This is a genomic window from Microbaculum mangrovi (assembly GCF_051390635.1).
Classification (GTDB): Bacteria; Pseudomonadota; Alphaproteobacteria; order Rhizobiales; family Tepidamorphaceae; genus Microbaculum.
Window position 1 is genome coordinate 775,005 of the sequence record NZ_JBPODT010000001.1, and the last position, 20,093, is coordinate 795,097.

General features: G+C 68.1%; 16 protein-coding genes. 7 read left to right on the forward strand and 9 right to left on the reverse strand.

What is annotated here, in order from left to right; translation table 11 throughout:
* Positions 1-50: 50 nt before the first annotated feature.
* From chrA to petA, 4 genes are all read right to left on the reverse strand, one after another.
* Positions 51-1,445 (reverse strand): chromate efflux transporter, encoded by a 1,395-nt coding sequence (gene chrA / locus ACSF9G_RS03745; RefSeq protein WP_436638487.1) that lies wholly within the window; start codon positions 1,443-1,445, stop codon positions 51-53.
* A 161-nt stretch (positions 1,446-1,606) separates the two neighbouring features.
* Positions 1,607-2,410 (reverse strand): cytochrome c1, encoded by an 804-nt coding sequence (locus ACSF9G_RS03750; RefSeq protein WP_436638489.1) that lies wholly within the window; start codon positions 2,408-2,410, stop codon positions 1,607-1,609.
* Positions 2,411-2,438: 28 nt separating this feature from the next.
* Positions 2,439-3,719, reverse strand: coding sequence for a cytochrome b (locus ACSF9G_RS03755; protein ID WP_261615494.1), 1,281 nt, complete (start codon positions 3,717-3,719; stop codon positions 2,439-2,441).
* A 27-nt stretch (positions 3,720-3,746) separates the two neighbouring features.
* Positions 3,747-4,322, reverse strand: a complete 576-nt coding sequence (gene petA / locus ACSF9G_RS03760) for a ubiquinol-cytochrome c reductase iron-sulfur subunit (protein ID WP_261615493.1) — start codon at positions 4,320-4,322, stop codon at positions 3,747-3,749.
* A gap of 197 nt (positions 4,323-4,519) precedes the next feature.
* Here petA and ACSF9G_RS03765 point away from each other — a divergent pair, with 197 nt between their 5' ends.
* Positions 4,520-5,008: a tRNA (cytidine(34)-2'-O)-methyltransferase gene (locus tag ACSF9G_RS03765; protein WP_436639658.1), complete on the forward strand. Its 489-nt coding sequence runs from the start codon at positions 4,520-4,522 to the stop codon at positions 5,006-5,008.
* Position 5,009: 1 nt separating this feature from the next.
* Here the strand turns inward: ACSF9G_RS03765 and ACSF9G_RS03770 are convergent, their stop codons facing one another.
* Positions 5,010-6,866 (reverse strand): ABC transporter ATP-binding protein, encoded by a 1,857-nt coding sequence (locus tag ACSF9G_RS03770; protein WP_436638491.1) that lies wholly within the window; start codon positions 6,864-6,866, stop codon positions 5,010-5,012.
* A 327-nt stretch (positions 6,867-7,193) separates the two neighbouring features.
* On the opposite strand from ACSF9G_RS03770, the gene hemF reads away from it, so the two are divergent.
* Positions 7,194-8,114, forward strand: a complete 921-nt coding sequence (gene hemF / locus ACSF9G_RS03775) for an oxygen-dependent coproporphyrinogen oxidase (RefSeq protein WP_436638493.1) — start codon at positions 7,194-7,196, stop codon at positions 8,112-8,114.
* Between the two features lie 179 nt (positions 8,115-8,293).
* A complete protein-coding gene (locus ACSF9G_RS03780) occupies positions 8,294-10,219 on the forward strand; it encodes a putative bifunctional diguanylate cyclase/phosphodiesterase (RefSeq protein ID WP_436638495.1) in 1,926 nt (641 codons plus the stop codon).
* Here the strand turns inward: ACSF9G_RS03780 and ACSF9G_RS03785 are convergent.
* Genes ACSF9G_RS03785 through ACSF9G_RS03800 form a run of 4 tightly spaced genes read right to left on the reverse strand, consistent with a single transcriptional unit; the run spans position 10,216 to position 13,032 of the window.
* Complete coding sequence (locus ACSF9G_RS03785) at positions 10,216-11,457, reverse strand: CCA tRNA nucleotidyltransferase (protein WP_436638497.1); 1,242 nt, start codon at positions 11,455-11,457, stop codon at positions 10,216-10,218. The two genes, ACSF9G_RS03780 and ACSF9G_RS03785, sit on opposite strands and share 4 nt — an antisense overlap.
* Complete coding sequence (locus ACSF9G_RS03790) at positions 11,454-11,717, reverse strand: DUF6111 family protein (protein ID WP_436638499.1); 264 nt, start codon at positions 11,715-11,717, stop codon at positions 11,454-11,456. The genes ACSF9G_RS03785 and ACSF9G_RS03790 overlap by 4 nt, the downstream gene beginning before the upstream one ends.
* Positions 11,717-12,412 (reverse strand): CoA pyrophosphatase, encoded by a 696-nt coding sequence (locus tag ACSF9G_RS03795; protein ID WP_436638501.1) that lies wholly within the window; start codon positions 12,410-12,412, stop codon positions 11,717-11,719. The genes ACSF9G_RS03790 and ACSF9G_RS03795 overlap by 1 nt, the downstream gene beginning before the upstream one ends.
* Positions 12,409-13,032, reverse strand: coding sequence for a DUF1285 domain-containing protein (locus ACSF9G_RS03800; protein ID WP_436638503.1), 624 nt, complete (start codon positions 13,030-13,032; stop codon positions 12,409-12,411). The genes ACSF9G_RS03795 and ACSF9G_RS03800 overlap by 4 nt, the downstream gene beginning before the upstream one ends.
* A 156-nt stretch (positions 13,033-13,188) precedes the next feature.
* On the opposite strand from ACSF9G_RS03800, the gene ACSF9G_RS03805 reads away from it, so the two are divergent.
* The 4 genes from ACSF9G_RS03805 to ACSF9G_RS03820 are packed head-to-tail and all read left to right on the forward strand — an operon-like array spanning position 13,189 to position 20,057.
* Positions 13,189-14,205 (forward strand): AAA family ATPase, encoded by a 1,017-nt coding sequence (locus ACSF9G_RS03805; protein WP_436638505.1) that lies wholly within the window; start codon positions 13,189-13,191, stop codon positions 14,203-14,205.
* Between the two features lie 6 nt (positions 14,206-14,211).
* Positions 14,212-15,159, forward strand: coding sequence for a DUF58 domain-containing protein (locus ACSF9G_RS03810; RefSeq protein ID WP_436638507.1), 948 nt, complete (start codon positions 14,212-14,214; stop codon positions 15,157-15,159).
* On the forward strand, positions 15,156-17,978 hold the full coding sequence (locus tag ACSF9G_RS03815; RefSeq protein ID WP_436638509.1) for a DUF4159 domain-containing protein: 2,823 nt from the start codon (positions 15,156-15,158) through the stop codon (positions 17,976-17,978). Before ACSF9G_RS03810 ends, ACSF9G_RS03815 begins: the two co-directional genes overlap by 4 nt.
* A 3-nt stretch (positions 17,979-17,981) precedes the next feature.
* Positions 17,982-20,057, forward strand: coding sequence for a hypothetical protein (locus ACSF9G_RS03820; RefSeq protein ID WP_436638511.1), 2,076 nt, complete (start codon positions 17,982-17,984; stop codon positions 20,055-20,057).
* Positions 20,058-20,093: the final 36 nt, after the last annotated feature.

The following is a 20,093-nucleotide window of genomic DNA, read 5'->3' on the forward strand; positions in this document are numbered from 1 at the left end:
TGGTCGAGGGGTTTTAGCGGTCCGCGCGGTCCGCGCAAAGCCCGGCGGCGTTACGCGCCGGTCAGGCCGCTCGCCCACAGGAGAAGCCCGGCGAACGCGGCCGCGACGAGGACCCAGCCCATCGCCAGCCGCAGGCCGAAGACCGCGACCACCGCGGCGGCGGTCAGGGCAGCGGCGGCGGGATCGAGCGTCGACACAACGGGCACGTCGACGGCAATGCCCGGTCCCCGCACGGTCGCCACCTCGGCGAACAGGACGTGCAGGGAGAACCAGATCGACAGGTTGAGGATGACGCCGACGACGGCCGCCGTGATGGTGGCGAGCGCCGCCGACAGCGCCCGGTTGCCGCGCAGCCGTTCGACGTAGGGCGCGCCCAGGAAGATCCATAGGAAGCACGGCGCGAAGGTGACCCAGGTGGTCAGGAGGGCGCCGAGCGTGCCGGCAACGAGCGGCGGCAGGCCGGTCGCCTCGCGGAACGCCGCCAGGAACCCGACGAACTGCACGACCATGATCAGCGGGCCCGGCGTCGTTTCCGCCAGTCCCAGCCCGTCCAGCATCTCGCCCGGCGCCAGCCAGCCATAGGTGTCGACCGCGGCCTGCGCGACCCAGGCCAGCACCGCGTAGGCGCCGCCGAAGGTTACCACCGCCAGCATCGAGAAGAACGACGCGATGTCGGCGAAGACATTTCCGGGCCCCGCCACCGCCAGGAGCACCGCCGTCGGCGAGAGCCACAGCAGGAGGAAGATTACGGCGATACGGACGCTCCACGCGCGGTCCGGTCGGGCGTGGGCGGGGATATCGAGACCGAGGACCGTATCGGCGTCGGCGACTTCGTTGCCGATCCGTCCCGGGCCGCCCTCCGTCTGGAAGGCGGGAAGCGCCATGCGGCCGCCGACGAAGCCGATCAGACCGGCCGCCGCGACGATCAGCGGAAACGGCACGTCGAAGACGTAGATCGCCACCAGCGAGGCGGCGGCGACCGCGATCATCACCCGGTTCCTGAGCGCCCGCCCGCCGATCCGCACGACCGCCTGCAACACGATCGCCAGGACCGCGGCCTTCAGGCCGAAGAACAGCGATTCGACGGGCGCGAGCTGTCCGTAGACTGCATAGATCATGCTCAGCGCCAGGATCGACACCGCGCCGGGCAGGATGAACAGGACGCCGGCTATGATGCCGCCCAGGGTCCGGTTCAACAGCCAGCCGACATACACGGCAAGCTGCTGCGCTTCGGGGCCGGGCAGCAGCATGCAGAAGTTCAGCGCGTGCAGGAACCGCGTGTCGCCGATCCAGCGCTTCTCTTCGACCAGCACCCGGTGCATCAAGGCGATCTGGCCGGCCGGCCCGCCGAAGCTCATCGCCGCGATTCGCGCCCACACCCGCACCGCTTCGCGCAGCGGGACGATATCGCCGGGACGGCTGGGCTCGGAGGACATCATCGGCATCTGGCAGACTCGGGCTCCGTCATCCGGGTGTATCCCCCATTCTCCGCCTTTTCCCGCCCTGGCGGGAGTGAGCGGCGAAGAGCGACACGTCGACGGCTACCGAGAAACGAAAAAGGGGCCGCGAACGGCCCCTTCTAGATCTCGACTATGACGGTTCGAACTCAGTGCTCGACGTCCCGCCACAGTTTCTTCTTGGAGAAGTACAGCAGCCCCGACAGCACGATCAGGAACACCATGACCTGGAAGCCCAGGCGCTTGCGCTCCTCCATCTTGGGCTCGGCCGTCCACATCAGGAAGGCGGAAATGTCCTTGGCGTACTGCTCGGTCGTCATCGGCGAACCGTCGGTGTATTCGACCAGTTCATCCATCAGCGGCGGCGCCATCGAGAGCTGGCCACCCGGGAAATACGGGTTGTAGTAGGACCCGGCCCGCAGCTCCATGTGCGCGGGCGGATCCTCGTAGCCGGTCAGCAGCGAATAGATGAAGTCCGGCCCGCCTGCCCGCGCCTTGGCCAGCACCGAGAAATCCGGCGGCATAGCGCCGTTGTTCGAGGCCCGCGCGGCCGCATCGTTCGGGAACGGCGGCGGGAAGCGGTCCGACGGCTTGCCCGGCCGCTCGAACATGTCGCCCACCTCGTCCGGTCCGTCGACGACCTCGCGCGGGAACTCCGCGGCGAGCACGGCGACCTGTTCGCGGGTGAAGCCCGGCCCGCCGTCCTCGGCGAGGTTGCGGAAGGACAGAAGGTTCATCGAGTGACAGCTCGCGCAGACCTCGACATAGACCTTGTAGCCACGCTGGAGCTGGCCCCGGTCGAACGTGCCGAACGGCCCTTCGAACGAGAACTCGACGTTCTTCAGCGCCGGCCCGGTGGTTTCCGCCGCCCCGGCCGGGGCGGAGAGCCCCGTCGAGATGGCCGCGGCGAGCGCGATCGGTGCGATACGGGTAAGGGTCATGGCTTTGTTCATGAAAGGCGTCATCGTCATTCCCCCGACCTCAGCCTCTGCTTTCCGGTGCCGAGGCCGCGCCGGCCGCCGCGGTCGCGCCGCCGCCTCCGGACTTGGCCAGGACCGATTCCGAGATCGATGCGGGCAGCGGCTTCGTCCGCTCGAAGATGCCGAGCAGCGGCAGGATGACCAGGAAGTGCAGGAAGTAGTAGGCCGTCAGGATACGCGACGCGATCACGTACACGCCCTCCGGCGGCTTGGCGCCGAGATAGCCCAGACCGATGCACACCAGGACGAGGATCCAGAAGAACTGCCGGTACAGCGGCCGGAAGCTCGCCGACTTGACCCGCGAGGTGTCGAGCCACGGCAGGATGAACAGCACGCCGATCGAGGCGAACATGGCGATGACGCCGCCGAGCTTGTCGGGGATGGCCCGCAGGATCGCGTAGAACGGCAGGAAGTACCATTCGGGCACGATGTGCGGAGGCGTCACCAGCGGATCCGCCGGGATGTAGTTGTCGGTGTGGCCGAGATAGTTCGGCATGTAGAACACGAAGGCCGCGAAGAAGATCAGGAACACCGCGATCGCGAAGCCGTCCTTCACCGTGTAGTAGGGATGGAACGGCACCGTGTCCTTCGGCGACTTCACCTCGACGCCCGTCGGGTTGTTGTTGCCCGGCACGTGCAGCGCCCAGATGTGCAGGAACACGACGGCGGCCAGCACGAACGGCAGCAGGTAATGCAGGCTGAAGAACCGGTTCAGGGTCGGGTTGCCGACCGCGAAGCCGCCCCACAGCCACTCGACGATCGTCGGGCCGACCAGCGGGATGGCGCTGAACAGGTTGGTGATGACGGTCGCGCCCCAGAAGCTCATCTGGCCCCACGGCAGCACGTAGCCCATGAAGGCTGTGGCCATCATGATCAGCAGGATCACCACGCCGATCATCCACAGGAGCTCGCGCGGCGCCTTGTAGGAGCCGTAGTAGAGTCCGCGGAAGATGTGGATGTAGACGGCGATGAAGAAGAACGACGCGCCGTTGGCATGCATGTAGCGGATCAGCCAGCCGTAGTTCACGTCGCGCATGATGTGCTCGACGCTGTTGAAGGCCAGGCCCACGTTCGCCGTGTAGTGCATCGCCAGCACGATGCCGGTGACGATCTGGATGGCGAGGAACAGCGTCAGGATCCCACCGAAGGTCCAGAAGTAATTCAGGTTCTTCGGCGTGGGAAAATCCATCGCGTTGACTTGCATGGTGCTGATGATCGGCAACCGCGTGTCGATCCAACGCACCACAGGGTTCTTGTAGTGAACAGTCGAGTGCCCGCTCATGAGATTCTGCTTCAGCCCCCGGTTTGCTTAGCCGACGCGGATCCGCGTGTCGGACACGAATTCATACACCGGAATGTCGAGGTTTCGCGGTGCCGGCCCTTTGCGGATGCGCCCGGCCGTATCGTAGTGCGAGCCGTGGCACGGGCAGAACCACCCGTCGTAGTCGCCCTGCTCGCCCAGCGGGACACAGCCCAGATGGGTGCAGATGCCGACCATCAGCAGCCACTCGGGGCGGGAATCGCCCTGGCCGTGCGCCCGGTTGGCGTCGCTCGCCGGATCGTCGGCCGGCAGGTTGGCGTTGCGAGCCAGGGGATCGGGCAGCTCGTCCAACGCGACGGCGTCGGCCTCCTCGATCTCCGTGTCCGTGCGATGCCGGATGAAAACCGGCTTGCCACGCCACATCACCGTGAGGCTCTGCCCCACTTCCACCGAGCTGATGTCGACCTCGATCGACGCCAGTGCCTGGACGCTTGCATCCGGATTCATCTGATCGATGAACGGCCAAACGGCGGCACCGACACCGACTGCGGTGACGGCTCCTGTGGCGATGTAAAGGAAATCCCTGCGCGTGGGCTCTTGCGTGTCCGTATGGGCGTGGGCCACGTCCAATTCCCCGATGTCGTTTTACAGACAAACGTCCATCCTGCCATAACAGCATAGCCTGCCGAAACAGCATAGGAAGACGCGCCCGCCGACCTGGCAGGCGGCATCCTTTTTGCACTCTTGACCCGCGTTGTCCAGCGCACCAAAGGGGTTCGTGTCCAATTGTCGCGAATATTTCTGAGGAGCGAGGCTTGCCGGTGATCCGTCTGGCCCTCTATCAGCCCGATATCCCACAGAACACGGGAACCGTTCTGCGGCTCGGGGCGTGCCTCGGCGCACCCGTGGATATCATCGAGCCGGCCGGTTTTCCCGTGTCGGACCGGGCATTCCGCCGTGCCGGCATGGACTATCTCGACCACGTCGCGCTCACCCGGCACGTTTCGTTCGACACCTTCCTGGAAACGCTCCGCCGCGACGGTCGCCGCCTGGTGCTGGCGACCACCAGGGGCGCCGTTCCCTACACGGACCATGCCTTCCGGGACACCGACACCGTGCTGCTGGGGCGGGAATCGCAAGGCGTTCCCGACGACGTTCACGCCGCGGCGCACGCGCGCGTGCTCATCCCCATGCGCCCCGGCCTCAGGTCGCTGAACGTCGCCGTTGCCGCCGCGATTCTCCTGAGCGAGGCCCTGCGCCAGACCGGCGGCCTTCCGGCCGCCGGTCCCGCGCAGATCGGCCCGACATAGATCAGGACACAGGCGTCAGCGTTTCCGGCTCGATCTCGCCAAGAAAGCCGCCGGACTGGCGCCGCCACAGGCGGGCGTAGATCCCGTCGCAGGCGACCAGCTCGTCATGGCTCCCGATTTCGGCGATCCGTCCCGCCTCCATCACCACCAGCCGGTCCATCCGCGCGATCGTCGACAGGCGGTGAGCGATGGCGATCACCGTCTTGTCGGCCATCAGCGCTTCCAGATCCTCCTGGATCGCCGCCTCGATCTCCGAATCGAGGGCCGAGGTGGCCTCGTCGAGGATCAGGATCGGCGCGTCCTTCAGGAGAACACGGGCGATCGCGATCCGCTGGCGCTGGCCGCCGGAGAGCTTCACGCCGCGTTCGCCGACATGGGCATCGAGCCCGCGCCGGCCGCCCAGATCGACCAGGTCCGGCACGAACGCATCGGCATGGGCGCGCCGAAGCGCCGCCCAGATCGCGGCGTCGTCCGCGTCCGGCAGCCCGTAGCGCACGTTGTCGCGCACCGAGCGATGCAGCAGCGACGTGTCCTGCGTCACCATGCCGATCGCCTCCCTCAGGCTTTCCTGGGTGACGTGGGCGATGTCCTGCCCGTCGATCAGGATGCGGCCGGCTTCCAGGTCGTGGAACCGCAGCAGCAGATTGACGAGCGTGGACTTGCCCGCGCCCGACCGTCCCACCAGGCCAACCCGTTCTCCCGGCTTGATCTCCAACGACAGCCGGTCGATGACGCCGCTGTCGCGGCCGTAGTGGAACGTCACCTGCTCGAAGCGGATCGCGCCGCGGTCGACACGCAGGCGGTCAGCGTCCGGCCGGTCGACGACCGTGTAGGGCCGCGAGATCGCCTCCATCCCTTCGGCAACGGTGCCGAGGTTCTCGAAGATCTCCGTCATCACCCACATGATCCAGCCGGACATGGCGTTGATGCGCATGACCAGGCCGGCCGCCAGCGCGACGGCGCCGATGGTGATCGCGTTCGCCTGCCACAGCCACAGCGCCATTCCCAGCGTGCCGGCGATCAGCAGGCCGTTGATCACCACCAGCGAGAAATTCATGGCGGTGATCTGCCGCATCATCACGAAGTGCTTGGCGGTGTGGTCGACGATCGCTTCGCGGGCATAGTCGTCCTCCCGCTCGGCGTGGGCGAACAGCTTCACCGTCATCACGTTGGTGTAGCTGTCGACGATGCGCCCGGTCAGCGTCGACCGCGCCTCCGACATGATCGTGGCGTTGTCCTTGACCCGCGGCACGAAGGTCGCGAGCACCAGCACATAAGCAGCGATCCACAGCGCCAGCGGGATCGTCAGCCGGACGTCGGCGTCGGCGAACAGGATCAGCGCGCTGCCCGTGTAGACGACGACGTACCAGATCGCGTCGATCAGGCTGACGACGGCTTGGCGCAGGGCCGGACCGGTCTGGATGATCTTGTTGGCGAGCCGCCCGGCGAAGTCGTTCTGGAAGAAGCCGAGGCTCTGGCGCAGCACGTAGCGGTGCGTCTGCCAGCGCACGAGATTCATCAGCGCCGGCTCGACGGCCTGATGCACCAGCAGCAGGTGGAGGCCGAACACCAGCGGCCGCAACAGCACCACGACCGCCGCCATCCACAAAAGCGTCGGGCCGTATTCGGCGAACAGATCCCCCGGCGCCACGGTCTTCAGCAGATCGATGATCTGCCCCACGAAGGCGAACAGGCTGACCTCGACCAGCGCCACGGCGCCGGCCACGACCACCAGGACGGCCAGCGTCTTCCACGCCTGGCGCGTGTAGAACCAGATGAACGCGACGAGCTGGTCGGGCGGACGTTTGTCACGACCGACGGAAAGAGGATCGATAAAGGATTCGAAACGGGCAAACATGATTGGCTCCGGACATTCGGCGGCGTTGGGAAAGGACGCACCGGATGCGGAGCCGGCGGGTCACGGACGTGACCCGGGAACTCGGCAAGGGCGCGTCAATGCGATGGTGTGAGGAGGATTCGCATTGTCTGGTCCAATTGCTGTTGTGAACGCTCTGTTCGCAGCCCGATACGTGCTGTCCGACGCGTGCAGGAACACACGTTGGCGAACGGGCGAGCCGTCCTATACCCCTACGGAAAACGTTTTGCACCCCGCCGGATGACGAAAAATGCGATCGCGTGCGCGCCTGTTGCCGAACGGCCACGGATGGCGTAGGGCGACCGGCAGATGGCGACCATGACCGAGACCACCGACATGCCGAACGACGATTCGACGCTCGCGGGCCGCAAGGAGACGGCGCGCGCCTGGTTCGAGACTTTGCGCGACCGCATCTGTTCCGCCTTCGAGACGCTGGAAGACGAGCTGCCGCGGGGCATGCCCTTCTCCGATCAGCCGCCCGGCCGCTTCGTCCGCAAGCCGTGGAACCGGTCCGACCACACCGGCGCCGATGGCGGTGGTGGCGTCATGTCGATGATGTCGGGCCGGGTGTTCGAGAAGGTCGGCGTCCATTGCTCGACCGTCCACGGCGAGTTCAGCCCGGAATTCCGCAGCCAGATCCCGGGCGCGTCGGAAGATCCGCGTTTCTGGGCGAGCGGCATCTCGCTCATCGCCCACATGCACAATCCCAACGTGCCCGCCGTGCACATGAACACCCGCTTCGTGGTCACGACCAAGGCCTGGTTCGGCGGCGGCGCCGACCTGACCCCTGTGCTCGACCGGCGCCGCACCCAGGATGATCCCGATTCCCGGGACTTCCACGCCGCGTTGCGCAAGGCGTGCGAAACGTCCGGCCGCAACTGGCGGGAATACAAGGAATGGTGCGACCGCTATTTCTGGCTGGCGCATCGCAATGAATCGCGCGGCATCGGCGGCATTTTCTACGACTATGTCGATACCGGCGACTGGGACGCCGATCTCGCCTTCACACGCGCTGTCGGCGAGGCGTTCCTCGGCGTCTACCCGGACCTCGTCCGCCGCAATTTCGCCGCGCCGTGGACCGAGGCCGACCGCGAGGAACAGCTGGTCCGTCGCGGCCGCTACGTCGAATTCAACCTGCTTTACGACCGCGGCACGATCTTCGGTTTGAAGACCGGCGGGAATGTCGATTCGATCCTCTCGTCGATGCCCCCGGTGGTGAAATGGCCCTGACGATACGAGGGGCTGACGGCACCAGGCCCTGAGGCTCAAGACGACCGGCCGCGAATTTAACGCAACGTCAATCAAAAACTTTCCGCGAATATTAAGCCTTCAACACTACGAGTTATTCCCGCAACGCCCGCCTTTTAGTTGGGGGAATGATGCTGATCCGAGACAAACGGGGAGACCTGATGGTACTTCCCGCCTTATGCGGACTGGTGATCGTTCTCTATGTCGCCGGATATATAGTCGGCAAATTTATTGATTTGAGAACATTACGGCTGGAAGCGGATACTGTTGTTGAAGCGATCCAGAATTACATCGAGGACCACCTCGGCCCGGACCTCACGTTCAAGTATGCCGAGCATCCCCCTTCGAACCCGCGCACGATCGCGATTCCCGGCGCGAATACGCTGCATGCCGACCTGCGATCAGTGCTGGTTCTCGCCCCGGACGGCGACGTAGCCGTCCCGTCGTCGCCGCACCGCGGAGGCTTCGACTTTCTGTCGCACACCGACCACGGGACATTCGAACGGGCCGTTCGATCCGGAACGCTGCAATATCTGCGCGTCGACCCGGACCAGTCCGGCGCGTTCCGGACCGTATTCTACGTGCCGGTGATGTCGGTGGGAAAGCTGGCCGGGGTGATCCGCATGGATATCGACCAGACCCGCGACGCGCGGTTGCTGCAGAGCGCGGTGTGGTCGCGCAGGATCGTGTACGTGACGCTCGGCGCCCTCGGCCTCTCGATAATGATCTTCGTATTCTGGCGCTTCATCAGGGAGCGTCGATTCGCCGAGGACGAGGCCCGGTTCCTGGCGATGCACGATGTCCTGACCGGTCTTCCGAACCGGGCCCAGTTCAAGCAACGCCTGAACCGGGCGCTCGAAACCGCCAGGCGCGACGGCACCAGCGTCGCGGTGATCTGTATCGACGTCGACAATTTCAAGGACATCAACGACACCCTCGGCCATCCGATCGGCGACCGGATCCTCAAGACGACGGCCGAGCGCATCCTCGCCATGTCCGGCCCCTCCTCCACCGTCGCGCGCCTGTCGGGAGACGAGTTCGCCGTTCTGATCGAAGGGATCAGCGACGTGGCGGCCCTGCGCGGCACTGCCCAGCGGATGCTGCGCAACACATCGATCGTCAACGAGATCGACGGCCAGGAGCTCGTGTGCTCGATCAGTCTCGGCATCTCCATCGCCCCCGCCGATGGCAACGACGTGGATACGCTCATCAAGAACGCCGACGTCGCCCTGTACCGGGCCAAGTCGGAGGGACGCAATACGATCCGCTTCTTCACCGCCGACATGGACCGGGAGTTCCGCCGCCGGCGGCAAACGGAGGACGAATTGCGGCGCGACCTGGGAACCGACCGGTTCAAGGTCTACTACCAACCGCAATTCGACCTGAGGACCGGCTCGCTGACCGGCTACGAGGCACTTGCCCGCTGGACCAGTCCGGCGCTGGGCCCCGTCTCACCGGAGGTGTTTATTCCCGCCGCCGAAGCGTGCGGCCTGATCGCCCCGCTGTCGGAATGGATCCTGACGAAGGCCTGCCGGACGGCAACGGAATGGCCGGAGCCCGTGAAACTGGCCGTCAACCTCTCGGCCGCCCAGTTTCGCACCGGCGATGTCGCCGACATGATCGAACGGATCCTGCGCTGGACGGCGCTGCCGCCGGACCGGCTGGAGATCGAGATCACGGAAACGGCCCTGCTCAGGAACACGGAGACCGCCCGGTCGGCGCTCACCCGGCTGCGCGACATCGGCGTCTCGATTGCGCTCGACGATTTCGGCACCGGTTATTCGAGCCTGAGCTACCTGTCGCGCTTCCCGATCGACAAGATCAAGATCGATCGCTCCTTCGTCCAGCAATTGACCGCGGACCGGAACACGTCGGCGATCGTCCAGGCGATCGTCGGCCTCGGCAAGGCGCTCGATCTCGAGATCATCGCCGAGGGGGTCGAAACCCATGATCAGGTCGCGCAATTGCGCGCCATCGGCTGTCACCGGGTTCAGGGCTATCTGTTCGGCCGCCCCCAGGAAACCGTCGGCTTCCCGATTCCCGACGTCGTCCGCCGGCAGCAGGCTCTGGACCGGGCGTCGGCCTAGTCTCCCCGCCCCTTCGCCGCCCGCGCCAGCAACGCGTCGCGATCGGGTCCGAAATCCTCGGCGATCCAGTCCGCCTCGAGTCTGGACAAAAGACGCCCGATCTCCGGCCCGCTCGGCAGTCCCAGGCGCATCAGATCCGCGCCCTTGATCGGGAACTGAGGGATTTTCCAGCGGTCCGGCAGGTCCATCAGGTCGCGCCAGCCGGCCTCGTCGGCTGCCGCGCCGGAGCGCGCGAACGCCAGCGCGACGCGGTCGCGATAGGCCTCGATGCCGACCCGGTACAGCAGCGCCCGCCGCGCCCGGTCCGGCAGATCGGGCGAAACATGCCACCACCCGTCCGCGGCCTGGCCGAGCCTGCGCCGTTCGGCATTCGACAGGCGCAACCGGTCGGACAGCCGCTCGGCATCCTCGGGAACGGCGACCGCCAGCGCGGCGAGCCTGCGCACGGGGTCCGGAGTTTCGCCTGCGGCGGCCTCGTTGGCCACAGCGCGTACGAACGCCCGACCGTACGGAACGCCGCCGGTGACGATGCCCAGGATCCCGCATTCGGCCATGATCGCGACCGTCGCCGGCGCCCCGGGAGCTGCCAGCAGCCGGAACAGTTCCTGCCGCAGCCGTTCGCCCGACAGGCCGAGCAGGCCGCGCCGCTCGTGGATGGCCGCCGTCAGCCCGTCGGGATCGGGCGGTCCCTCGGCGAACTGGGCGTGGAACCGGAAGAACCGCAGGATGCGCAGGAAATCCTCGCGGATGCGCGCGGTCGCGGCGCCGATGAAGCGCACCCGCCGCGCCAGGAGATCGCCGTAGCCGCCGACCGGATCGTAGAGCCGCCCGTCGCGGCCGACATAGAGCGCGTTCATGGTGAAGTCGCGCCGGTGCGCGTCCTCGTCCCAGTCCGCCCCGAAGGCGACCGTGGCGTGGCGGCCGTGCGTCTCGACGTCGTGGCGCAGCGTCGTCACCTCGAACGGCCGCCCGTCGGCGATCACCGTGACCGTCCCGTGCGCCACGCCCGTGGGCACCGCCTTCAGGCCGTTGGCCTCCGCCATCGCCGTGATCTCGTCCGTCGACGCCGTGGTGGCGCAGTCGACATCGCCGTGCGGCCGGCCGAGCAGCGCGTCGCGCACGGCGCCGCCGACGATCCGCGTTTCAGCTTCGCCCCGGTTCAGCGCCGCCAGGACCGTCGACAGCGGCGGCGCCTTGATCCACTCCCCGTTCGGCAGGAATTCCGGCGCCGCGGTCAATCCAGATGTCCCGGTTCGATCTGTCCGTCGCGCATCTGCGCCGGCGTGTAGGTGGCGTCGGGCGGCGCGCCGGAGAACGTCGCCGTCAGGATGAATCCCGCGATCATCAGCAACAGCCCGGCGATCGACAGCCAGTACAGCGGGCTGTTTATCCAGGATTCGCGCTTGGTCGGATCGATCCGCGAGAAATACAGGTAGAACCCGTAGCCGATGAACGGCAGCAGAAGCAGGAGCAGTTCGAGGGCAATGACGCGAAACATCAGCGATAGATCCGATTATAGAGGTTGCGAATAATTCCCGCCGTCGCGCCCCAGATATAGTTGTCGCGATAGGGCATGGCGTAGAAATGCCGCTCCAGCCCCTTGAAGATCCGGCTGTCGCGTTTGTGATTGTCGGGCGTCATCAGGAACGCGAGCGGCACCTCGAACACGTCGGCCACCTCGTTCTCGTCGATCCTGAGCCGGTATCCCGGCGCGACTGCGGCGACGACGGGAACGATGCGGAAACCGGTTCCGGTCTGGTACAGATCGAGATAGCCGAGCGGATCGATCTTCTCGGCGGGAATCCCGATTTCCTCCTCGGTTTCGCGCAGCGCCGCAGCCAGCGGCGTCGCGTCGGTGCCCTCGATCTTGCCGCCGGGAAAGGCCACCTGCCCGGCATGCGCGGCCAGATGCTCGGTGCGTCGGGTCAGGAGCACGGTCGCACCGGATTCGTGCCCAATGACGGGCACCAGCACGGCGGCGCGCCGCGGCGGCCCGTCGTGGAACGACGTCATCGGCTGTCCGGCGTTGAGATCGTGATCGCCGACATCCGGGGGCAGGTCCGCGTTAAGGTCGCCCGCCGGCGGCGCCTTCAGCAGCCTGTGCCGCGCAAGCCCCCTGAACGCGTCGGGAGCGAACAGCGCCGGCGCCGAATGGGCATGCGCCTCGGCGATACCGTCGTCGACGTCGCTCATCTCAAACCGGCTAACGAATCGGCGGGTGCCATCGGAAAGAAGGTTCCCTGGCTCCAAACGCCGAACATGACAGTTCCATCCACAGTCTGCTCCTCACCCAGCTCGACCAGATCGTAGAAGACCGACCGTACCACCAAAGTCTCCAGACGGCCGCGCACAAGCACATAGGGCTTGAGGCCGCCCGACCCCGCCTCGGTCTCGAACCGCAACGGGTGGTCGCCATCGACCGCGACGAAATCGTCGACATTGGTGCGAAACCCGATGCGTTGATCCCGCCCCGTGCCCTCGACCGCCATCTCAACGGCCAGGAACGGCGCATCATCGACTGTGATGCCGATCTTTTCCACCGGGGTAACCAGGTAGGTGCGCCCGTCCGCGTCCTTGCGCAGGACCGAGGAAAACAGACGGACCAAGGGCTTACGGCCGATCGGCGAGCCCAGATAGTACCAGGTGCCGTCTGCCGCGATACGGATGTCGAGATCGCCGCAGAAATCCGGCTCCCATTTCTCGACCGGCGGGATCCCTTTCGCCCCGGCCTCACGCGCGATCGTCTCCAGGCCGGCGAGCCCGCCGGCTGCGGATTGCGATTTGAACTCGGCAGATCGTTTTGGCGAGGTCATAGTTCCGCCCATCTCGCTGGGCCTGATCGCACCGGAAAGCGGCGCGAATACCTGATAGGGTAGCGGCCGAAGGCGGCCGCCTTGTCTTCGCCAATCACGCTGCTGTGAGCAGGCTCCACTTCCAGCACGCCTCCGATGGGTCATATAGTCAAAGCTATGAGCGCGATCAATCAGACCTCCCAGACCGACAGCCGGACGACGGACGACATCGTCGCCTCGGCCGATGCGACCGCCGCGCGCCTGAAATCGGTGCGCGACGCCATAGGGGCCGTGATCTTCGGACAGGAAGACGTCGTCGAAAAGGCCCTTGTCACCGTTCTTGCCGGCGGCCACGCCCTGCTGGTCGGTGTTCCCGGCCTCGCCAAGACGAAGCTCGTCGAGACCATGGGCATCGTCCTGGGCCTCGACGCCCGCCGCATCCAGTTCACGCCGGACCTGATGCCTTCCGACATTCTCGGCGCCGAGGTGCTCGAGGAAACGCCCGGCGGCAGCAGGTCCTTCCGCTTCATCCGCGGCCCGATCTTCTCGCAGCTGCTGATGGCCGACGAGATCAACCGCGCCAGCCCGCGCACGCAGTCCGCCCTGCTGCAGGCCATGCAGGAGCACCATGTCACCGTCGCCGGCGTGCGCCACGACATGCCGCGCCCCTTCCACGTGCTCGCCACCCAGAACCCGCTCGAGCAGGAAGGCACCTATCCGCTGCCGGAAGCCCAGCTCGACCGCTTTCTGATGCAGGTCGACGTCGGCTATCCGGACCTCGATTCGGAACGGCGCATGCTGTTCGAGACGACCGGCGACGCTGAAGCCGCCGTTCAGCGCGTCATGGACGCCGACGAACTGATGGCCGCCCAGCGGCTCGTCCGGCGCATGCCGGTCGGCGAATCGGTCGTCGAGGCGATCCTCTCCCTCGTCCGCGCCGCCCGCCCCGGCGAAGGCGATGCCGAGGTCGACGCACGTATCGCCTGGGGCCCCGGCCCGCGCGCCAGCCAGGCGCTGATGCTGACGGTTCGCGCACGCGCCCTGGTGCAGGGCCGCCTCGCACCGTCGATCGACGATGTGGTGGCGCTGGCCAAACCGGTGCTGCAGCACCGCATGGCGATCACCTTCGCCGCCCGCGCGGACGGTGTCGACGTCGGCTCCGTCATTGACCGTTTCATCGAGCAACTCGGGTAATCCACATTGGCCGTCGCCCGGCCCGAACTGGACCTGACGCCCCCGTCCCCGACCGATCTCGGCCGGGAGGCCGCGGCGCTGTCCGCACGCATGCCCGAGCTGCTGCTACAGGCCCGCTTCGTCTCCAACACGGTCGCCCACGGCATCCACGGTCGCCGTCGCGCCGGGCCCGGCGAGACGTTCTGGCAGTTCCGGCATTTCCAGTCGGGCGAGCCGGCCAAGCGCGTCGACTGGCGGCGATCGGCCCGCGACGACCATCTCTATGTCCGCGAGAAGGAGTGGGAAGCCGCGCACACGGTGTGGATCTGGCTCGACCGCTCTCCGTCCATGTATTTCGGCTCGTCGCTGGGCCAGTGCCGCAAGATCGACCGTGCGGTGGTGATGGCTCTAGCGCTCATCGATCTGCTGATCCGCGGCGGCGAGCGCGTCGGCCTCGTCGGCCTGCTCCGCCCGACGGCGCAGCGCCATGCCGTCGAACGCGCCGCCGTCGCCATCGCGCGCGAGCCGCTAACCGACGACGCCATGCCTACGGACGCGCCCTATGGTCCGTTCTCCGAGCTGATAGCCATCGGCGACTTCCTCGAGCCGCTCGGCGAGATCGAGGCGGCGCTGGCCGCCATCGCCGGGCGCAAGGTGCACGGCCATCTGGCGCAGATCCTCGATCCGGTCGAGGAAACCTTCCCGTTTACCGGCCGCACCGAGTTTCACGACCCCACGCTCGGGCTGCGCTACGTCGCCGGGCGCGCGGAAACGGTGCGTGAGGCCTATCGCGCCCGCATGGCGCAGCGCCGGGACCGGCTGAAGGCCGTCGCCGGGCGCATCGGCTGGAGCCAGCTCGTGCACCACACCGACCGTCCGGCGCAGGAGCCCGTGCTGGCGCTTCACGCCCGCCTGTCCGGCGGCAACGATCCGCGCACCTTCTCCCACGGCCTCGCAACGGGGACGGGCACATGATCGCCGGTCTGCCCATCGCCTTCGCGCAGCCGTGGCTTCTGGCCGCGCTGGTTCTGCTGCCGGCGATCTGGTGGCTGTTACGGTTCACTCCGCCGCGCCCGCTCCGCGTCGCCTTCCCGCCGACGCGCATCCTGCTCGAGATCGACCAGCGCGAAGAGACCCGGTCGAAGAGCCCGTGGTGGCTGGTTCTCCTCAGGATGCTGCTCGCCGCGCTGGTCATCGTCGCCCTGGCCCGGCCGATCCTCAATCCGCAGGCGGTGACGGCCGGCGGCGACGGCACGATCCTGGTCGTCGTCGACAACGGCTGGGGCGCGGCGCCGAACTGGCAGCGCATGTCCGCGACCGCCGACGAGATTCTCGCCGAGGCCGGACGCGCCGGCCGCCCGGCAGTTCTCGCCGCCACGGCGACGGACACCGTTCTCGGCGAACCGGGCGACGCCGCCGCCGCGCGCGAGAAACTCGCCGGCCTCTCCGTCGCCCCGCATGAACCCAACCGCGCCGCGCTCGCCCCCCTGATCGCCGAGGCCGTCACCCGCTACGGCATCGGCGAGATCGTCTGGCTGTCCGACGGCATCGCCTATGCCGACGGCGCCGATTTCGCCTCGGCTCTCGAAAGCGCCGGCGCCGAGACCGTCGAGGTGGCGACGCCCGCCGCCGGCGACCTGCCGCTGGCGCTGTCCCCCGCCCTCAACGAAACCGGTGGCCTGCATGTCGGCATCCTGCGCGCCGCGACGCAAAGCGGATCGGCCGGCACCATCCGCGCCCGCGACCTCAAGGGGCGCGTGATCGCCGAGACGCCCTACGCCTTCGAGGGCGACGCGGCGCGCGCCGAGGCGATCGTCGATCTGCCCGTCGAGCTTCGCAACGACATCGCCCGGCTCGAGATCGGCGAGGAGGAGACCGCCGGCGGCGTCCAGCTCCTCGACGACCGCTGGCGCCGCCGCGTGATCGGGCTCGTCTCCGGCGAGACCCGCGAGCGGGCGCAGCCGCTCCTGTCGCCGCTCTACTACATCACCCGGGCGCTCACCCCCTTCGCCGACCTGCGCGAAAGCCCCGACCCGAACCTGGCCGTCGCCATCAAGCAGCTTCTCGAACAGCGCGTATCCGCGCTGGTGCTCGCCGATATCGGTACGCTGGTCGGCGACACCCAGGACGAGTTGAGCCAGTGGGTCGACAATGGCGGCGTGCTCGTGCGCTTCGCCGGCCCGCGCCTTGCCGGCGCCGAGGACGATACCTTCGTGCCGGTGGAGTTGCGCAGCGGCGACCGCTCGCTCGGCGGCACCCTGTCGTGGAGCGAGCCGCAGCCGCTCGCCGAGTTTTCCGAGGACACTCCCTTTGCCGGCCTCGAGGTGCCGCCCGACGTCCGCGTCACCCGTCAGGTGCTCGCCGAACCGTCGATCCACCTCGTCGAGAAGACCTGGGCCAGCCTCGCCGACGGTACCCCGCTGGTGACCGCCACGCGGCGCGGCGACGGCTGGATCGTGCTGTTCCACGTCACCGCCGACGCGGCCTGGTCGAACCTGCCCCTCTCCGGCGTCTTCGTGGAGATGCTGCGCCGTATCGTCGACCTGTCGGGCGCGCCCGAGGACGCCTCGGCCGCAGCCCGCGGCGTACCCGGCGGCATCCTGCGGCCGCTGCGCTCGCTCGACGCAACCGGCGTCCTCGGCAGCCCACCACCGCGCGCCGAGCCCATCGCCACCGCCGATTTCACCACGACGAGGCCGGGCGCGATCCACCCGCCCGGGCTCTACGGCGAGCCCGATGCTTTCCGCGCCCTCAACGTGATCGATGCCGCGACCAGGTTCACCGCGCTCGATGCCGGCGGCCTGACGATCGAGACCTACCCGGCCTCGGAACCGCGCTCGATCGGCCCCTGGCTTCTGGTCGCCGCCGTGATCCTGTTGATCGCCGACGGCATCGCCGTCCTGCTGCTGAGCGGACGCCGGCTGCGGGTCGGGCCGCTGCGCGGCGCGGCCACGGGCGCGATGCTGGCCTTCGCGATCATGGCGCCGCACGCCGACCCGGCGGCGGCGCAGTCGTCGGGCGACGGTCTGAGCGAAGCCGACCGGCTCGCCCTCGAGGCGACGCTGAGAACGCATCTCGCCTATGTGCTGACCGGCAATCGCGAGATCGACGAAACCAGCCGTGCCGGCCTCGAAGGGCTGTCCCGCATCCTCGCCGACCGCACCGCGCTGGAGCCGGCCCCGCCGATCGGCGTCGAAATAGCCGGCGACGAGCTCGCCTTCTTCCCGCTGCTCTACTGGCCGATCGATCCGCAGGCCGAGCCGCCCGCACCCGACGTGCTCGCCAAGATCGACGCCTACATGAAGCAGGGCGGCACCATCCTGTTCGACACCCGCGACCAGCTCGAGGCCCGTCCCGGCCTCGACGGCGCCGTCGCCGGCCCCGGCATGCTGCGGCTGCGCACGCTGCTGCGCGGGCTCGACATCCCCGAACTGGAACCCGTTCCCGGTGATCACGTGCTGACCAAGGCGTTCTATCTGCTGCAGGATTTCCCCGGCCGCTGGGACGGCGGCCCGCTGTGGGTTGAGGCGGCCCTGCGCGACCCGAACGAAGCCGCGCGGCCGGCCCGCAACGCCGACGGCGTCTCCGCGATCATCATCACCTCGAACGATCTGGCCGGTGCGTGGGCGATCGGCGACGACAACCGCCCGCTCTATCCCGTCGCGCCCGGCGGCGACCTGCAGCGCGAGATGGCCTATCGCTCCGGCGTCAACATCGTCATGTACACCCTGACCGGCAACTACAAGGCCGACCAGGTGCACGTGCCGGCGCTGCTCGAACGGCTGGGGCAGTAGGCGATGACCTGGAGCATCGACTTCGCCCCCCTCGTCGACTGGCGGCTGATCGCGGTGCTGGCCGTCGGCGTCGCCGCCGTGTCGCTGCTCGGCCTGGCGCAGCGCGTGCCCGGCGCCTGGCTGCGCACGCTGGCCGCTTCCCTGTTCATCCTGGCGCTGCTGGATCCCTCGCTGAAGGAAGAGGACCGCGAGATCCTGCCCGGCGTCGTCGCCGTCGTCGTCGACCGCAGCGCCAGCCAGACGCTCGCCGAGCGCACGGCCGAGACCGACGCGGCGCGCGCCGAGCTGGAGGCGCGGATCGGCCGCCTGCGCGGACTGGAGGCGCGCTGGATCGACGTCACCTCGACCGGCGCCGACGGCACCGAGCTGTTCACCGCGCTCGAACGCGGCCTCGCCGACGTGCCCTCCGACCGCATCGCCGGCGCCGTGCTGGTCACCGACGGCCAGGTCCACGACGTGCCCGAGCGCGCCGAGCAGCTCGGCTTCAACGCGCCGCTGCACGTCCTGCTGACCGGCAACGATCGCGAGCGCGACCGCCGCCTCGTCGTTCATTCCTCGCCGCGCTTCGGCATCGTCGGCCAGGAGCAGCAGATCACCTTCCGCGTGGAGGATCTCGGCCCGCGCGAAGACACCGGGCCGGTCGCGCCGCGCGCGCGCGTCACCATCTCCCGCGACGGCGAGCCGATCACCGGCATGAACGTGACGCTTGGCGACAACGTCACCGTGCCCGTCGAGATCGCCCATGGCGGCCGCAACATCATCGAGATCGAGGCCGAGGAAGCCCCCGGCGAGCTCACCACGCTGAACAACCGGGCGGTGATCACGGTCGAGGGCATCCGCGACAATCTGAGGGTTCTGCTGGTTTCCGGCGAGCCGCATGCGGGCGAGCGCACCTGGCGCAACATCCTGAAGTCGGACGCCGCGGTCGACCTCGTCCACTTCACCATCCTGCGGCCGCCGGAGAAGCAGGACGGCACGCCGATCTCGCAACTGTCGCTGATCGCCTTCCCGACGCGCGAGCTGTTCTCGGTCAAGATCGACGAGTTCGACCTCATCATCTTCGACCGCTACCAGAGCCGCGGTGTGCTGCCGGTACTCTACTACGACAACATCGCCCGCTACGTCGAAGACGGCGGCGCCGTCCTGGTCGCCGCCGGGCCCGAATACGCCGACAACGGCAGCATCTACCGCACCCCGCTGGCGCCCGTCCTGCCGGCCGCGCCGACCGGAACGGTCACCGAGACGCCCTATCGCGCCGACCTGTCGGATGCCGGCCGCCGCCATCCGATCACCCGCGATCTGCTGGAGGGCGCCGAGGCGCCGGACTGGAGCCACTGGTTCCGGCTGATCGATTCCGACGTCTCGCGCGGTGCCACGCTGATGACCGGCCCCGACGACAAGCCGCTGCTCGTCGTCGAGCGCGAGGGCGAGGGCCGCGTCGCGCTGATGCTGTCCGACCACGCCTGGCTGTGGGCGCGCGGTTTCGAGGGCGGCGGCCCCTATGTTCCGCTGCTGCGCCGCCTCGCCCACTGGCTGATGAAGGAAAACGATCTCGAGGAAGAGGCGCTGATCGCGCAGGGCCGCGGCGACGAGCTCGTCATCGAGCGCCGCACCATGGCCGACACCGCCGAGCCCGCCCGCGTCGAAACCCCGGCCGGCGACGTCGTCGAACTCACGCTCGAGGAGATCGAGCCGGGCCTGTGGCGCGGCAAGACGCCGGTCGCCGACCTCGGCATTTACCGCGTCGCGCAGGGCGACCTGCGCACGCTCGCCAATGTCGGGCCCGACAATCCGCGCGAGTTCACCGACGTCCTCTCGACCGAACGGGCCCTCGCCCCGATCGCCGAGGCGACTGGCGGCGGTATGTTCCGCGTCGCCGATGCGGGCCGGCTGTCCGTGCCGCGCGTGCTGCCCATGCGCACGGCCACGCGCATGCACGGCAGCGACTGGCTGGGGCTCAAGACCACCGACGCCTCGATCCTGCGCGGCGTTCGGGCGCTGCCGCTCCTCGCCGGCCTGCTCGGCCTCGTCCTGCTGCTGGCCGCCCTCACCGCTGCATGGTACCGCGAGGGCCGATAGCCCGGGCGCTCCAGTGACCGGGACTCAAGGATTGGA

What these genes read in the sequence shown, in the direction of transcription:
- ACSF9G_RS03750 (WP_436638489.1), bottom strand. Translation starts at nt 2,410, where the DNA reads ATGAACAAAGCCATGACCCTTACCCGTATCGCACCGATCGCGCTCGCC.
- ACSF9G_RS03820 (WP_436638511.1), top strand. Translation starts at nt 17,982, where the DNA reads ATGACCTGGAGCATCGACTTCGCCCCCCTCGTCGACTGGCGGCTGATC.
- hemF (WP_436638493.1), top strand. Translation starts at nt 7,194, where the DNA reads ATGGCGACCATGACCGAGACCACCGACATGCCGAACGACGATTCGACG.
- ACSF9G_RS03815 (WP_436638509.1), top strand. Translation starts at nt 15,156, where the DNA reads ATGATCGCCGGTCTGCCCATCGCCTTCGCGCAGCCGTGGCTTCTGGCC.
- chrA (WP_436638487.1), bottom strand. Translation starts at nt 1,445, where the DNA reads ATGCCGATGATGTCCTCCGAGCCCAGCCGTCCCGGCGATATCGTCCCG.
- ACSF9G_RS03780 (WP_436638495.1), top strand. Translation starts at nt 8,294, where the DNA reads ATGGTACTTCCCGCCTTATGCGGACTGGTGATCGTTCTCTATGTCGCC.
- ACSF9G_RS03790 (WP_436638499.1), bottom strand. Translation starts at nt 11,717, where the DNA reads ATGTTTCGCGTCATTGCCCTCGAACTGCTCCTGCTTCTGCTGCCGTTC.
- ACSF9G_RS03805 (WP_436638505.1), top strand. Translation starts at nt 13,189, where the DNA reads ATGAGCGCGATCAATCAGACCTCCCAGACCGACAGCCGGACGACGGAC.
- ACSF9G_RS03795 (WP_436638501.1), bottom strand. Translation starts at nt 12,412, where the DNA reads ATGAGCGACGTCGACGACGGTATCGCCGAGGCGCATGCCCATTCGGCG.
- ACSF9G_RS03755 (WP_261615494.1), bottom strand. Translation starts at nt 3,719, where the DNA reads ATGAGCGGGCACTCGACTGTTCACTACAAGAACCCTGTGGTGCGTTGG.
- ACSF9G_RS03800 (WP_436638503.1), bottom strand. Translation starts at nt 13,032, where the DNA reads ATGACCTCGCCAAAACGATCTGCCGAGTTCAAATCGCAATCCGCAGCC.
- ACSF9G_RS03770 (WP_436638491.1), bottom strand. Translation starts at nt 6,866, where the DNA reads ATGTTTGCCCGTTTCGAATCCTTTATCGATCCTCTTTCCGTCGGTCGT.